This is a genomic window from Lachnoclostridium sp. Marseille-P6806 (genome assembly GCF_964238185.1).
Lineage (GTDB): Bacteria > Bacillota > Clostridia > Lachnospirales > Lachnospiraceae > Brotaphodocola.
In genome coordinates this window covers 165,220-180,068 of record NZ_CAXSLG010000002.1, presented here as the reverse complement: position 1 = coordinate 180,068, position 14,849 = coordinate 165,220, and the positions used below count along the sequence as shown (strand labels likewise).

Genomic DNA, 14,849 nt, shown 5'->3' with positions numbered 1-14,849 from the left:
TCATAAATACGGGATATTTAACAAAAGGAGGAATTTGTATGTTGCAAAGTGCTTTGTTGTGTGCAGCCGTTTGGGTTTTCACACAAGGTGTAGATCGACTGATGGGGTGGCAGACACTTCAGCGCCCGATTATTACAGCTACCCTGACTGGATTACTTTTGGGGGATCTTCAAACGGGCTTGCTGATGGCTGCATCACTGGAGGCAATTTTCATGGGAATTTCTGCTATTGGCGGTTCCGTTCCAGCAGATGCCTGTGCAAGCAGTATTATTGCTGTCGCTTATGCAATCCTGACAGGTGCTGATGTGGAGACCGGGTTGGCGCTTGCAATGCCGATTGGTACATTAATGGGAGCAGTGAATGAGATGTGGAAACCGGTTCTGGCAGCTCTTGCTCCTTATTGGGAACGTTTGGCTACCAGCGGAAAAGAGAAGTCCTTCCGGGCTCAGGTAATCGGATGTGGAATGTTTGTAGATCGGCTTCCTCAGACAATTATTTTGTTTGCGGCTATTGCTTTTGGTGTAACAGGTTTGGAGCAGGTGATGAGTGCTATGCCTCCATTTATTATGTCAGGTCTTTCTGCTGCAAGCTCAATGATGACAGGAATCGGATTTGCTATTCTTATTTCCATGATATGGAATCGTGAGATTGGATGTTTTTTCTTTGTCGGCTATGTATTTTCCAAATATATGGCACTTCCTACTATGGCAATTGCAATTCTTGCAGCTGCTATGGCACTGGTTTACTTCTTTGTGGAAAAGAAAATTAATGATGTAAAAAAACTGGTTGAGAATGGCGGTGCTGGCTCCGCAGAAGAGGAGGATTTATTTTAATGGCTAAGACAACATATACTCCGGAAGAAAAGAAAACTTTGAGAAGAATGTTTTGGAATTCAGGGCTGACCTTTTCAAGCTTCAACATGGTAAAAATGGAGGGAAATGCATTTGCTCTGACTATGGAACCGGCTCTAGATGAGTTATATAAAGATAAAGCAGAAAAAGCGGAAGCAATGCGCCGTCACAATGGATTTTTCAATACTCATGCAGTTTTTCTTGCATTGATTGCAGGTATTACCTATGCTTTGGAACGTCAGAAAAAGGAAACAGGCGGTGTAGATGAGAATGTAATCGAAAATATCAAAGTGGCGTTAATGGGACCTACAGCAGGTATTGGCGATGCATTTTTCTTTAACTGTCTGCGGGTTATTGCAGCAGGTATTGCAATGGGACTTTGTAGTCAGGGAAACATTTTGGGAGTTTTCCTGTTCCTGCTGATTTATGGAGGTTCTCAAGTGGCTGCCCGTTGGTATTTGCTCCATGCCGGTTACAAATATGGAACAACTTTCATTGATACGGTATTCAGTTCTGGTTTGATGGAGTCAGTCACAAAGGCTGCTGGTGTGATGGGTATTACGATGGTTGGAGCAATGGTTGCTTCTTCTGTTAATGTGAAGTTGGCCTGGACATTGAATATCGGAGAGACTTCCGTGGTTCTTCTTGATATTTTCAATTCTATTATGCCAGGAATCCTGTCGGTTGCTTTAGTGTTTGGAATGGTTCGGCTTATCAAAAAAGGATATAAGCCAATTACACTTGTGTTCGGAATTTTGATTATTTCTATTGTGCTTGCATTTTTCGGAATTTTCTAGTGAGGATAGGAATATGAATAGAAGAACGTGGAAATCAGAAAAAATTTTAACAGAAGCGGGCTTTATCAATGGATATATTACTGTAAAAGATGGACTAATAGAAGATATTGCGGAGGATTTTGATGGACCATATGAGGATGCAGGCAGCCTGATGATTGTTCCCGGAATCATTGATGTACATAATCATGGGTTTGGCGGATGGTCCATGACAGATCCCTGCACAGAACAGGATATTCTCGGATATGCAAAAGCATTAACATCTATCGGGGTAACAGGTGTTCTTCCTACAGCAAAGGAAGATGCGTTTGAAGCAATTGCATCGGTAATGGATCAAGATTATGAAGGTGCAGTAATCTATGGGATTCACAGTGAGGGACCTTTTTGGGCAAGAGGCGGTGAAAATACGGTAGGTGCATCCTGGCCATCTCCCAATGTGGAGGAAACAGAACGCCTGATTGAAAAAGCAGGGGGCAAAATGAAGGTCATGGCTATTGCACCGGAGCTGCCAAATGCTTACGATGTGATTCGTTGCCTGCACAGACATGGAATTAAAGTTGCCTGCTGTCATACAGCAGGACACGCACAGGATATCTATGATGCAGCAAAAAAGGTTGGATTTGATATTGCTACACATCTTGGAAACGGAATGCGGGGAATTCATCACAGAGACGTAGGCGTTTTGGGTGCACTGCTTCTTTTGGATAATATATATTATGAGATTATAACGGATCTGAATCATTTATGCCCGGATATGATTCGTTTGATATTCCGTATTCAGCCATATAGTAAGTTTTGCCTGATTTCAGATTCCAACTATATTTCCGGACTTCCGGCAGGTACTTATCTACGATATGGAAGAGAAAATTACGCGGATGAAAAAGGATTGATTTTAAATTCAGATGGCAGAATCTGCGGCAGCGGCAGCTGGGTATTGCGAAATATCCGTCAGCTAGTTCAGGTTGTAGGCATTCCGGTGGAGCAGGCTTTTTACATGGCCTCACTGTATCCAGCAAGGTATCTGGGGATTGATCAGGAAACCGGTTCTCTTCGAAATGGAAAAAGGGCAGATATGATTTTTGTAGATGAAGACTTTATCTGTCAGAGAACATTTGTGGGTGGGAAGCAGGTGTTTGACAGAAAAGAAGATATGACGGAAAAAATATTGAATGCAGAAGCAATGAAATTGAAAGTGAAATAACAGATAAGATTAAGGGAGAAAAAATTTATGATTAAATTGTTCCGTATTGATGAACGGTTAATTCATGGACAGATTGCGATTAAGTGGTCTCGTCATACAGGAGTGGACAGTATTGTAGTAGCAAACAACAATGCGGCTGCCAATGTGATGATTCAGAAGTCACTGAAAATGGCAGCACCACCAGGAATTAAGACTGTGATTAAGTCAATTGACGATGCAGTAAAGACGCTCAATGATCCTCGCTGTGAACCTTTAAAGGTATTGGTTCTGGTTAATAATCCAGATGATGCCATTGAGATGGCAAAACGCGTAAAGGGGATTCCCTTTGTAAATGTGGGTAACTATGGTCGTGTTGCGCCGAAAAAGCCGGGAAAAGAGAGAATGCGTCTGGATAACAATCTGTATTGCGATGAGGATGAGGTTGTATCATTTAAGAATTTAATGGCAGAGGGATTGGAGTGTATTTACCAGACAACACCGGAGGAATCAGCAATTCCATTAAAAAAATTGATTCCATAAAAAATGGGAGGAATAAGGCGATGAAGCTTATCATCCAGTCAGACGATTTGGGAATCACGGAGGCGGTCAGCTGTGGAATTGCCCGGGCTGCCCGGGAAGGCGCCATTACTTGTACAGGCCTTTTTTCTAATATGCCTGCTGCGCCATTTGCAGTAGAACTGATGCAGCAGTATCCGGAAATCTGCCTGGGCCAGGATATTAATCTGGTTGCAGGACGTCCCTGTGCAGATCCTGAAAAGATTCCGACACTGGTTCAGGAGGACGGTTCCTTTTTGACCTCAGGAATGCATCGAGCCATTGATCAAAAAGACGGCAATCAGGATCATATGCACTTGGAAGACTGTATAACAGAAATGGAGGCACAGGTTATTCGATTTTGTGAATTAACTGGGAAGCTTCCCGAATATCTTCACGGACATTCCTACAGCTCACCTGCATTCCGGGAAGCAATGGCACAGATTGGGAACAAATACGGGATTCCGTTGGTGCAGGATATGCTGAAAGAATTTGGAGCAGTTAAACTGAGAAAAAACTGGAATAAAAAGCCATTTTCTTTGGAAGAACAGATGTGTTCGGATCCGGCTTCCTATATTACAGAAGATCTGGAATTTTTAACGCATTCTCTTGGATTTATCGGAACCCACTGCGGATATGTCGATCGTGAATTATTTGAAGTATCTTCCTACACGTTAATCAGAAATCAGGATTTGGCTGCCGTTACAGGAGAGCGGATAAAAACCTGGATCAGAAAAAATAAAATTGAATTAATAAGTTATCGTGATTTATTGAACAGAAAATAACAAAGGAAAGACGGGGAATAGTTGAATGACAAAATTTTTTCTGTCCTCACATGGACGTTTGGCAAGTGGAATTGGAAGTTCACTGGATATTTTGCTGGGAGGACACGACCGGTTGACTTGCTTTGATTCTTATATAGATGAGCATTCATTAAATGATGCGCTGGATCAGTTCTTTCAATCAGTAGAGCCGGAGGAACAGGTGATTTTGCTGTCTGATATGTATGGCGGAAGTGTAAACAGCACCATGTATACATATCTGAATCATCCAAATACAACATTGGTTACAGGTGTTAATCTGGCGCTTGTTATCGGACTGATTATTCTGGAAACGCCTATTACTCGTGATGTTCTGGACCAGATAGTGACTCAGTCCCGTGAGGCAATCCGTATTGTGGAGTTAGAGGAAACGGATATACTCGAAGAAAATGAAGAATTGTTTTAAATTCAGCTGTTCAGCAGATTGGCAGCTTCACAGAATTCTATCCTTTGAAGGCGGATTTCTTGGCGCTTATGCTGTTGCTCCGCGCGCAGGGATTTTTGCATCGGCACAGACGGGGAATCTGATGAGTGCAATGGAGTGTCTTTATAAAGGAGAGGGAGAGGCGCTGCTTTTCCGGATTGGATTTGCAGTAGTATTTTCCGGGGCACTTGTTTTGTCATATATTTTAAAAGTATATGCAGGAAAAGATTTAAAAAGCTACTGTATGTTCATAGATGCAGCAGCTCTTTTTATCATGTCTTTGCTCCCTGAGACGTTAAATACCATTGTGGCTGTTTATCCTCTGGCTTTTGCAGCCAGCTTTCAATGGGGAACATTTTCTGGTTCTGATGGATACAACAGCTCTACTATTTTTATAACGAACAACTTGAAGCAGTGTGTTTGGGGCTTCACTGAATATATTCATTCAGGTAATGGGGCTGCCAGAGAAAAGGGGGTTTATTATGGAATAACACTTATTCTATTTTTAGCAGGCGCATGTCTGGGATATGTATCTGTTGGATTGGCCGGGATAAAAGGAGGTCTGATTGGATTAATACCATTAGGAGCAGCAGGGTATATATTGAAACGATAGAAAAAAGAATATGGATCTGCTCTATAATTTATTTAAAATTAAATGTCTGCAGATTTGAAGTATATAACGCTGTATAGGGGAAATCTTGTACAGCGTTTTTGCTGTTCTGCCATAAAACAAAGTCAAAGATTGCTCTGTGTTTCTTCTCCTCCGGATATAGACTTTGCATCTGGAATATGATACAATTTTTTCTTGATAGATAGAATCGCAGTATAATACCGGACGGCAGGGGGGAGAGTGATAACATGCGGATGCTTACCTGTAAGCAAGCAGAAAAAATGGTAATGCCCTATATAGACGGAAGATTGGATGAAGAGGAGCTGGAGGATTTTCTTTCCCATGTCAATGAATGTCCGGCATGCCGGGAAGAACTGGAAATTTACTTTACTGTGTATGTAGGTCTGAGACAGCTGGATACAGGGACAGGGGTTTATGACATTACCGGAGCCCTGGGGGAAAGCATGGATCTTTCCTGGATGAAGGTGCGGGCAGTCCGTCTCCGGAAGGTAGTCTGTTATGCAGTCAATACTCTGGTGACAGTTAGTATTCTGGTGATGCTGGCCATGCAGCTTCGAATCTGGATAGGATAGGAGAAAATATGGAAAAACTGGTGTTAATAGACGGTCACAGCATTTTGAACCGGGCCTTTTACGGGGTTCCGGAGCTGACAAATTCTGAGGGACTTCATACCAATGCAGTGTATGGGTTCCTCAATATTATGTTTAAGATTCTGGAAGAAGAAAAGGCAGATTATCTTGCAGTTGCCTTTGATTTGAAAGAGCCAACCTTCCGCCACAAAATGTTTGCGGATTATAAAGGAACGAGAAAGCCTATGCCGGAGGAGCTTAGGGAACAGGTTCCTCTTATGAAGGAGGTTCTGACCTCTATGGGGATTCCTATTCTGACAATGGCAGGTTATGAGGCAGACGATATTCTTGGAACGGTGGCAAAGCGCAGTCAGGCTAAGGGGCTGGAGGTTTCTGTTGTGTCCGGCGACAGAGATTTGCTGCAGCTGGCAGATGTGCATATTAAAATCAGAATTCCCAAGACAAACCGGAAAGGAACCGAGATTTACGATTATTATCCGGAGGATGTAAAGCGGGAATACCAGGTGACCCCTCAGGAATTTATCGATGTGAAGGCTCTGATGGGAGACTCCTCAGACAATATTCCAGGAGTGCCTTCCATTGGGGAAAAGACGGCAACCAGCCTGATCACAGCCTATGGTTCCATTGAAAATGTAAAGGCTCATCTGGAGGAGGTTAAGCCACCCAGAGCGAAAAAGGCCCTGGAGGAGCATTATGATATGGCAGTGATGAGCAAGGAGCTGGCAGCTATCTGTCTGGAATGCCCGATTGATTTTTCCTGGGATAAGGCAAGGCTTGATAATCTTTACACACCGGAGGCTTACCAGTATATGAAGCGTCTGGAGTTTAAATCCATCCTGACACGTTTTGATGTACAGAGCATGGGCGGAGCTTCTATTGAGGAAAAGTTCTGGACGGTTGAAGAACTGGCTGGGGCGGAAGAGGTGTTTGAACGGGCAGAAGCGGCGGAGAATGTTGGGTTTCAGCTGATTAAAGGAAAGGATGGAGCAGCAGGTCTGGCGATTTGCTTCGGAGAAGAAGAAATTTACGGGATTCCGGTATCTGGCTTTATGACAGCAGCCTATTTGTGTGATAAAATCCGCAGTCTGGCTGAAAAACGAAAAGGCACGGATTCTATGAATACCCTGAATTTAAAGGCGCAGCTTTCCGAGCTGGAGCTGGATTACGGCAGCCCGGTTATGGACGGGGCAGTTGCCGGATATCTGCTGAATCCTTTGAAAGATACGTATGACTATGATGATCTGGCAAGAGATTATCTAGGAATGACGGTTCCCTCTCAGGCAGATCTTCTGGGAAAGGCAGATTTTTGTGAGACATTTGCGCAGGGAAAACAGGAAGCAGTTACCTGCGCCTGCTATATGGCTTATATTGCGTGGAAATCGCTTCCTGTGCTGAAGAGCAGACTGGAGGAGGAGGGAATGCTGTCTTTGTTCCTCCAGATGGAAATGCCTCTGATATACAGCCTTTATCACATGGAGCAGGCAGGTGTCCGGGTGGACAGAGAACAGCTGAAGGTCTATGGAGAGCAGCTAGAGGTGAAGATCCAGAAGCTGGAGCAGGAGATTTACCAGCTGGCCGGGGAGACGTTTAACATTAACTCTCCCAAACAGCTGGGAGAGATCCTTTTTGAGCGGATGCAGCTTCCTCATGGAAAGAAGACAAAGACAGGGTATTCTACAGCGGCGGATGTGCTGGAAAAGCTGGCTCCGGAATATCCGGTTGTTCAGATGATTCTGGAATACCGTCAGCTGACCAAGCTGAATTCTACTTATGCTCAGGGTCTGGCTGGTTTTATCCGGGAGGATGGCAGAATTCATGGAAAATTCAACCAGACCATTACGGCAACGGGACGTATCAGCAGCACAGAGCCGAATCTGCAGAATATTCCGGTTCGCATGGAGCTGGGACGGGCTATTCGGAAGGTGTTTGTGCCAGAGGAGGGCTATGTATTTGTAGATGCGGATTATTCGCAGATTGAACTTAGAATTCTGGCCCACATGTCTCAGGATGAACGTCTGATTCATGCGTATAGAGACGCTCAAGACATTCATGCCATTACGGCTTCGGAGGTATTCCATACTCCTCTTGAACAGGTGACACCACTGCAGAGAAGAAATGCCAAGGCTGTGAATTTCGGAATTGTATATGGAATCAGTGCTTTTGGACTCAGTGAGGATTTAAGCATCAGCAGAAAAGAGGCGCTGGAATATATTAACAAGTATTTTGAAACCTATCCGGGAGTGAAAGCATTTTTGGATGAGCAGGTGCGTCTGGGAAAGGAACAGGGGTATGTGACTACGCTGTACGGCAGAAAACGTCCGATTCCAGAGCTGAGATCAGCCAACTTCATGCAGCGCTCTTTTGGTGAGCGGGTTGCCATGAATTCCCCGATTCAGGGAACTGCAGCCGACATTATGAAGCTGGCAATGATTGCGGTGGATCAGGAACTGAAGGAGAGAAGGCTGGATGCACGGATTGTTCTGCAGGTTCATGATGAGCTGCTGGTAGAGGTGAGGGCTGAGGAGGCAGAGACGGTAGCGGCGCTTCTTACAGAAAAAATGAAGCAGGCAGCGCAGCTGAAGGTTTCTCTGGAGGTAGAGGCCCATACAGGTTCTACCTGGCTGGATGCCAAATAAAACGAGATGAGCCAGGGCAGCACAGCTGCGCTTTAAACAAAGGCCACAGGAACCGGGCGGTCAATATCCAGAGAATTGGGCGTGACATGGCAGTCATAGGCAAGAATATGGACGCCATGGGCTGCGGCATGGGCCAGAGCATCCGCAAATTCTGGATGAGTAGCCCGGTTGGCTTCAAAGGAAGTGACTCCTTTCATGGCAATGACAAAGAGAAGGTAGGCCCGGCAACCCTCTGCGGCAGCCAGCTCCAGCTCTTTTAGATGCTTCAGCCCCCGTTCCGTCGGGGCATCTGGAAAGCGGGCAGTTTTGTTTTCTTCCAGGGTCACACCCTTGACCTCCATAAAGGCAGGAACGCCGTTTTCCTCAAAGGCCAGATCGAAACGGGAATTGCCGAAGCGGACTTCCCGCTTCGGGGAGATTCCCTGGCTGCACAGCCATTCGTACGCAGCCTGATTGGGAGCCTGGGAGTCCATATTGATCAGAATGGAACCATGATCGGTTTCCTTACGGACGCAGATTACAGAATACTCTGTTTTGCGTCCCAGGGCAGCGGCATTGGGATGGTGCTGAAGGAAAAGAGGGGCTCCGGGAACCAGAAGCTCCCGGCAACGGCCTGTATTTTTTACATGACAGGTAACCTGCAAGTTTCCGATTTTTGCATAAGCGATAAAACGGTTGGGGCGGGACTGGAAAACCGCAGGCATCATATGTTCATATTTCATGGAAATGACCTCGTATTTCGTATGATTTTCACAGGAATAAGCCATCCTGTACGATAGGAAAGCTTGCCAGTTTTTCTTTCGTTTGTCAAGTGAATTTGAGAGGAAAATGGAAAAAAGAAGATGCAAAGCTGAACTGTGACGAAAAAAGAGTAATAGGAGATGAGAGAATGGAGAAACCCTGTATTTTAGTGAGTGCCTGTCTGCTGGGGATGAACTGCCGGTACAACGGAAAAGGAGAATTGAACAGACAGGTTCTTGAACTTTCCCGGGACGCGGCTTTGATTCCCTTTTGCCCGGAAATATACGGAGGTCTTGCTACGCCGCGGGATCCGGCAGAGCGGCAGGGAGAACGGGTTATGACTGCAGCAGGAGCAGATGTGACGGAGCAGTACAAAAAAGGCGCTGAGGAGGCGCTTCGCCTGGCCAGAGTTTTTGAATGCAGGGCAGCTGTTCTAAAAGAAAGAAGCCCCTCCTGCGGACGGGGGCAGATTTATGATGGAACGTATACCAGAAGGCTGATTTCGGGAGACGGCGTTACAGCCCAGCTTCTGGAGCAGGAGAAGATTCCTGTTTTTGGAGAGACTTCCTGCGGCCAATGCCGGGAATTTCTGGAAACGTTTAAAACAGGGGAAGAACAAGAAAAATAAAAGTTCTTATAGAAGAGATGAAAAAACTGTGATATAGTATGTGCTAGAATCAAAGCAAGAAAAGAGAGGTTCAGACAATATGAATAATCAGTCATCAGAAGAAATAAAGAATCCCAAACTGGTTCAGGCGATGCAGGATATGTTAAAGCATGACAACGCCCATACCCGCAGCGTTATGGCAGAGGCTCTTATGGAATCCAGAATGCTTTCTCCGATTCTGAAAGAGACCGTTCTGACAGAGAAGGCTGGTCCCAGCACCAGAATCAAATTTGAAGACATTGCTAATACAGAGGGCGAGCATTATTATCTGGCATTTACCGATATGGACGAGTATGAAAAATGGAATGAAGACGGAACACACGATCAGGCACTGATTATGACGATGGAAGATTTTGGAAACATTCTGATTCGTCAGATCAATGATTTAAAGGGCTTTGTAATCAATCCCTATGGCGAAAATGTGAGCATTTCCAAAGGTCTTTTGTTATCCCTGTTAAAGCAGCAGGAAGCAAAGCGGAACGCAGAAGGTATGAATTAATGGAGCTTGTGCTTGGCATAACAGGAGGAGTGGGAGCTGGAAAAAGCCGGATTCTTGAAATTCTGCGTCAGGAATATGGCGCCAGAATCATTCAGGCAGATCAGGTGGCGGCAGCCCTTGAGGAGCCTGGTGAGCCCGGTCTTCTGGCTCTGACAGAGCTGTTTGGAACAGGAATTCTTAATCAGGAGGGAAGCCTGGACAGAAAAGCCTTTGCACAGCGGATTTTTACAGATGAGAAGGCTTTGGAGATGGTAAATCAGGTGATTCATCCCATGACCTGGCAGAGAATTCGGGAAATGATTGCTCAGGAACCCTGCCCAGTTACAGCAGTAGAGGCAGCTCTTTTTAGTGAGCAGAGCCGCAGTCTGTGCCGCCATTTGGTGTTTGTGGATACCAGTGAGGAAAACAGGATTCACCGCCTGATGGAGGGACGGGGGTATTCCCGGGAAAAATGCCTGGATATTATGAAAAATCAGCCGGACAGAGAATATTTTCTGCAGCTGTCGGATTATGTGATTGACAACAACGGAAGTCTGGAGACAGTGCGCAGTCAGATTTGCCGGATGATGGAGGAAGTTACCAATGAGATTCGTTAGCATTGCCAGCGGCAGCAGCGGCAACTGTATTTATATCGGTTCAGAGCGTACTCACATTCTGGTGGATGCGGGAATCAGCAATAAAAGAATTGAGCAGGGACTCAACGCCATTGGTTTAAAGGGAAGCGACTTAAACGGAGTGGTGATTACCCATGAACACTCAGACCATATTAAGGGGATTGGAGTTCTGGCCAGAAAGCATGGTGTGCCTATTTATGCAACCAGGGAAACTCTGGACGAAATAGCATCAAAGACTTCTCTTGGAGAATATCCCAAGGAGCTTTTTCATCCTATTTCTCCAGATGTGGAATTTTCTATTGGAGATTTGGAGATTTCTCCCTTTTCCATTGATCATGATGCGGCAAATCCGGTGGCTTATCGGGTGAAAAATGGGAGAAAATCGGTTGCTGTAGCTACAGATATGGGGCATTATGATCCCTATATTATTGAGCATCTGCAGGGGCTTGACGCTCTTCTTCTGGAATCAAACCATGATGTGAATATGCTGCAGACTGGACCCTACCCCTATTATCTGAAGCGGAGAATTCTGGGGGATCACGGTCATCTTTCCAATGAAAATGCAGGACGTTTGCTGAATTATATTTTACATGATCAGATGAAGCATATTCTTCTGGGACATTTAAGTAAGGAAAATAATTATGAAGAACTGGCTTATGAGACCGTTCGCCTGGAGATTGATCAGGGAGACTGTCCTTACCGGGCTGGAGATTTTCCGATTGATGTAGCCGGACGGGATCAGATGTCAGAGATTGTGAATTTGTAAGCAAAAGCCATACATAGAGATGAGCCTTCCTGGTACATGGGATTTTTCCGTGCAGAAGTGGGATGGATATCATAAATGAAAAATCAGAGAGGTGGAACAGATATGAGTAAGGTGATTATTACCGTAGTAGGAAAAGACACGGTGGGCATTATTGCAAAGGTATGTACCTACCTGGCAGAAAAGCAAGTCAATGTTCTGGATATTTCCCAGACAATTGTACAGGAGTATTTTAACATGATGATGATTGTAGACATGGAGAAGGCTACCGGCTCTTTTGAAGAGGTTTCCATAGAACTGGAGAAGGTAGGCGAGGAAATCGGCGTAACCATTAAGTGCCAGAGAGAAGAAATCTTTACAAAAATGCATCGAATCTGATGGAAATCCGGTGCAGTTTAGGCTCTGTGCCGGACAGAAACGGTGTACGACAAGTAAAAGGAAAAGGTGGAACTGTCTATGTTAAATATGTTTGAGGTAAATGAAACAAATAATATGATTGAGCATGAGAAGCTGGATGTGCGCACCATTACAATGGGTATCAGCCTGCTGGACTGCTGCGACAGCAATCTGGACGCGCTCAATGAAAAAATTTACAGAAAAATCACCACCTATGCAAAGGATCTGGTGTCTACAGGAGAGGCCATTGCCCGTGATTTCGGTGTGCCGATTGTAAACAAGCGAATTTCTGTTACTCCGATTGCTCTGGTGGGCGGCTGCGCCTGCAAGTCTCCGGAGGATTTTGTGACTCTGGCCAGAACCCTGGATCGGGCAGCAAAGGAAGTGGGCGTAAACTTTATTGGCGGCTATTCTGCTCTGGTTTCCAAGGGAATGACACCTGCTGAGGAGAATCTGATTCGTTCGATCCCTCAGGCGCTGGCTGAGACAGAGCGTGTCTGCAGCTCTGTGAATGTAGGATCTACAAAAACAGGACTGAATATGGATGCGGTACGGCTTATGGGCGAGATTGTCAAGAAGACAGCCGAGGCAACAAAGGAAAATGATTCTCTGGGCTGTGCAAAGCTGGTAGTATTCTGCAACGCGCCGGATGATAATCCTTTCATGGCAGGCGCTTTTCATGGTGTGACAGAGGCAGATGCCATTATCAATGTAGGCGTCAGCGGCCCTGGAGTAGTAAAGGTGGCTCTGGAAAAGGCAAGGGGAGAAAATTTTGAAGTGCTGTGCGAAACCATCAAAAAAACGGCCTTTAAGATTACCCGCGTCGGTCAGCTGGTTGCCCAGGAGGCTTCTAAGCGTCTGGGTGTTCCTTTCGGCATTATTGATCTGTCGCTGGCTCCGACTCCTGCAGTGGGAGACAGCGTTGCAGAGATTCTGGAGGAGATCGGTCTGGAACGGGTTGGCGCACCGGGCACAACGGCAGCGCTTGCCATGTTAAATGATCAGGTGAAAAAGGGCGGCGTTATGGCATCCTCTTATGTGGGCGGATTAAGCGGCGCGTTTATTCCGGTCAGTGAGGATCAGGGAATGATTGATGCAGTATCTCTGGGGGCGCTGACTCTGGAGAAGCTGGAGGCCATGACCTGTGTCTGCTCTGTTGGTCTTGATATGATTGCTATTCCCGGAGACACTCCGGATACGACTATTGCCGGTATGATTGCTGATGAGGCGGCTATTGGTATGATCAATCAGAAAACAACAGCAGTTCGAGTGATTCCTGTGATTGGAAAGACAGTAGGCGATACCGTAGAGTTCGGAGGACTTTTGGGCTACGCTCCGGTTATGCCGGTGAACTCCTACTCCTGTGAGAAGTTTGTAAGCCGCGGAGGACGGATTCCTGCGCCGATTCACAGCTTTAAAAATTAAGACACCATCTTAAAGGAGCGATCATATGAAAAAAGAGACAGTGGAATCCATGGTGGAGCTGTTTGCCAATGAGCAGCTTCATCAGATGATTTTCAGTAATCCAGTCCAGAAGGACGGGATTTTGAAGGTACGAATCCGGCCAGTCAATTTGCGGGGCAGACTGTTGTTCCAGGCGGAGGAGCTGGTAGGAACCCAGGCTTTTCATAAGAATCTGCTTCCTGAGGAGATCTGCGGCTATGTAACAGGGCTTCTGTCCGGAGGTCTGCGCAACGGAGAGGTGATTTCCGGTCTGGGAAGCGCTGTTGTACTGGTCAGCAAAAAGGGTACTGTGACTGTCAAGATCAAACGGGCAGCTCAGACAAAGCAGAAGGAGAACCAGGAGGAAAATCGCCTGGCATCAGAAGTAATTTTGGCTCATAACCGGAAAAAACGGTATGTGCTGGAGGAAGGAAAACCGGTAGAATTTCTGGTGGATCTGGGTGTCATGACCAAAGAAGGGAAGATCGTCCGAACCAGGTATGATAAGTTCCGTCAGATCAACCGTTTTCTGGAGTTTATCGAAGACATTCTGCCGAATCTGGATCCGGGGCGGGAGACGACCATCATTGATTTTGGCTGTGGAAAGTCGTATCTGACCTTTGCCATGTATCATTACCTTCACTGCCTGAAGGGATATCCGGTGCGGATTATTGGCCTGGATTTGAAAAAAGATGTAATCAGCCGCTGCAATCTGCTGGCAGAGCAGTATGGATATGAAAAGCTCCGGTTTTACCACGGAGATATTGCCAGCTATGAGGGCGTGGATCATGTGGATATGGTCGTGACTCTCCATGCCTGTGATACGGCAACGGATTATGCCCTTGCCAAGGCTGTTCGATGGGGCGCCCGAGTGATTCTTTCGGTTCCCTGCTGTCAGCATGAGCTGAACCGCCAGATGAAAAATGAACAGATGAAGCCGGTTTTTCAGTACGGTCTGATAAAGGAGCGAATGGCAGCGCTTTATACGGATGCACTGCGGGCTCAGCTGTTGGAGGGACAGGGCTACCGCACCCAGATTCTGGAGTTTATTGATATGGAGCATACACCGAAAAATATTCTGATCCGGGCAGTCTGGGACGGAAGAAAAAAGCACAACGAAAAGGAACTTCAGGAAATTATGGACTTCCTTTCTGTAAAACCTACTCTGGCTTCTTTGCTGGAAGACAGATAAAGAATAATCGTGAGATGCAAAAAGAGTATCGCTGGATTCTGATCGAACATGA

17 protein-coding genes are annotated in these 14,849 nt (G+C 45.8%); 16 read left to right on the top strand and 1 reads right to left on the bottom strand.

Annotation, left to right across the window (positions count from 1 at the left end):
- Nucleotides 1-38: 38 nt before the first annotated feature.
- The 9 genes from ACESON_RS02925 to polA all read left to right on the top strand — a co-directional run bounded on the left by ACESON_RS02925 (nucleotide 39) and on the right by polA (nucleotide 8,482).
- Entirely contained in the window at nucleotides 39-833 is a 795-nt protein-coding gene (locus ACESON_RS02925) for a PTS sugar transporter subunit IIC (protein ID WP_373108409.1), read from the top strand.
- Entirely contained in the window at nucleotides 833-1,648 is an 816-nt protein-coding gene (locus tag ACESON_RS02920) for a PTS system mannose/fructose/sorbose family transporter subunit IID (protein ID WP_373108408.1), read from the top strand. The genes ACESON_RS02925 and ACESON_RS02920 overlap by 1 nt, the downstream gene beginning before the upstream one ends.
- Nucleotides 1,649-1,661: 13 nt before the next feature.
- Nucleotides 1,662-2,846, top strand: coding sequence for an N-acetylglucosamine-6-phosphate deacetylase (locus tag ACESON_RS02915; RefSeq protein ID WP_373108407.1), 1,185 nt, complete (start codon nucleotides 1,662-1,664; stop codon nucleotides 2,844-2,846).
- A gap of 27 nt (nucleotides 2,847-2,873) precedes the next feature.
- Nucleotides 2,874-3,365 (top strand): PTS system mannose/fructose/N-acetylgalactosamine-transporter subunit IIB, encoded by a 492-nt coding sequence (locus ACESON_RS02910; protein ID WP_373108405.1) that lies wholly within the window; start codon nucleotides 2,874-2,876, stop codon nucleotides 3,363-3,365.
- 20 nt (nucleotides 3,366-3,385) lie between these two features.
- The gene (locus tag ACESON_RS02905; protein WP_373108404.1) at nucleotides 3,386-4,165 is read left to right on the top strand and encodes a ChbG/HpnK family deacetylase; all 780 of its coding nucleotides are present in this window, start codon (nucleotides 3,386-3,388) and stop codon (nucleotides 4,163-4,165) included.
- A 25-nt stretch (nucleotides 4,166-4,190) separates the two neighbouring features.
- On the top strand, nucleotides 4,191-4,607 hold the full coding sequence (locus tag ACESON_RS02900) for a PTS sugar transporter subunit IIA (RefSeq protein WP_373108402.1): 417 nt from the start codon (nucleotides 4,191-4,193) through the stop codon (nucleotides 4,605-4,607).
- Nucleotides 4,591-5,238, top strand: a complete 648-nt coding sequence (locus ACESON_RS02895) for a YoaK family protein (protein ID WP_373108401.1) — start codon at nucleotides 4,591-4,593, stop codon at nucleotides 5,236-5,238. Before ACESON_RS02900 ends, ACESON_RS02895 begins: the two co-directional genes overlap by 17 nt.
- Before the next feature lie 245 nt (nucleotides 5,239-5,483).
- A complete protein-coding gene (locus ACESON_RS02890; protein ID WP_177959009.1) occupies nucleotides 5,484-5,828 on the top strand; it encodes a zf-HC2 domain-containing protein in 345 nt (114 codons plus the stop codon).
- Nucleotides 5,829-5,836: 8 nt separating this feature from the next.
- Nucleotides 5,837-8,482: a DNA polymerase I gene (gene polA / locus ACESON_RS02885; protein ID WP_373108400.1), complete on the top strand. Its 2,646-nt coding sequence runs from the start codon at nucleotides 5,837-5,839 to the stop codon at nucleotides 8,480-8,482.
- A 32-nt stretch (nucleotides 8,483-8,514) separates the two neighbouring features.
- On the opposite strand, the gene sfsA is transcribed toward polA, so the two are convergent.
- Nucleotides 8,515-9,204 (bottom strand): DNA/RNA nuclease SfsA, encoded by a 690-nt coding sequence (gene sfsA, locus ACESON_RS02880; RefSeq protein WP_177959011.1) that lies wholly within the window; start codon nucleotides 9,202-9,204, stop codon nucleotides 8,515-8,517.
- Nucleotides 9,205-9,371: 167 nt separating this feature from the next.
- Here sfsA and ACESON_RS02875 point away from each other — a divergent pair, with 167 nt between their 5' ends.
- The 7 genes from ACESON_RS02875 (at nucleotide 9,372) to ACESON_RS02845 (ending at nucleotide 14,797) form a co-directional block, all read left to right on the top strand.
- Nucleotides 9,372-9,851: a 2-thiouracil desulfurase family protein gene (locus ACESON_RS02875; RefSeq protein ID WP_177959012.1), complete on the top strand. Its 480-nt coding sequence runs from the start codon at nucleotides 9,372-9,374 to the stop codon at nucleotides 9,849-9,851.
- 79 nt (nucleotides 9,852-9,930) lie between these two features.
- Complete coding sequence (locus tag ACESON_RS02870; protein WP_177959013.1) at nucleotides 9,931-10,389, top strand: SseB family protein; 459 nt, start codon at nucleotides 9,931-9,933, stop codon at nucleotides 10,387-10,389.
- On the top strand, nucleotides 10,389-10,985 hold the full coding sequence (gene coaE / locus ACESON_RS02865; protein WP_177959014.1) for a dephospho-CoA kinase: 597 nt from the start codon (nucleotides 10,389-10,391) through the stop codon (nucleotides 10,983-10,985). The genes ACESON_RS02870 and coaE overlap by 1 nt, the downstream gene beginning before the upstream one ends.
- A complete protein-coding gene (locus tag ACESON_RS02860) occupies nucleotides 10,972-11,769 on the top strand; it encodes an MBL fold metallo-hydrolase (RefSeq protein WP_177959015.1) in 798 nt (265 codons plus the stop codon). The genes coaE and ACESON_RS02860 overlap by 14 nt, the downstream gene beginning before the upstream one ends.
- Nucleotides 11,770-11,871: 102 nt before the next feature.
- The gene (locus tag ACESON_RS02855; RefSeq protein ID WP_177959016.1) at nucleotides 11,872-12,144 is read left to right on the top strand and encodes an ACT domain-containing protein; all 273 of its coding nucleotides are present in this window, start codon (nucleotides 11,872-11,874) and stop codon (nucleotides 12,142-12,144) included.
- A 78-nt stretch (nucleotides 12,145-12,222) separates the two neighbouring features.
- Nucleotides 12,223-13,587 (top strand): PFL family protein, encoded by a 1,365-nt coding sequence (locus ACESON_RS02850; RefSeq protein ID WP_373108397.1) that lies wholly within the window; start codon nucleotides 12,223-12,225, stop codon nucleotides 13,585-13,587.
- A gap of 25 nt (nucleotides 13,588-13,612) precedes the next feature.
- Nucleotides 13,613-14,797, top strand: coding sequence for an SAM-dependent methyltransferase (locus ACESON_RS02845; RefSeq protein WP_373108395.1), 1,185 nt, complete (start codon nucleotides 13,613-13,615; stop codon nucleotides 14,795-14,797).
- The last annotated feature ends 52 nt before the right edge of the window (nucleotides 14,798-14,849 follow it).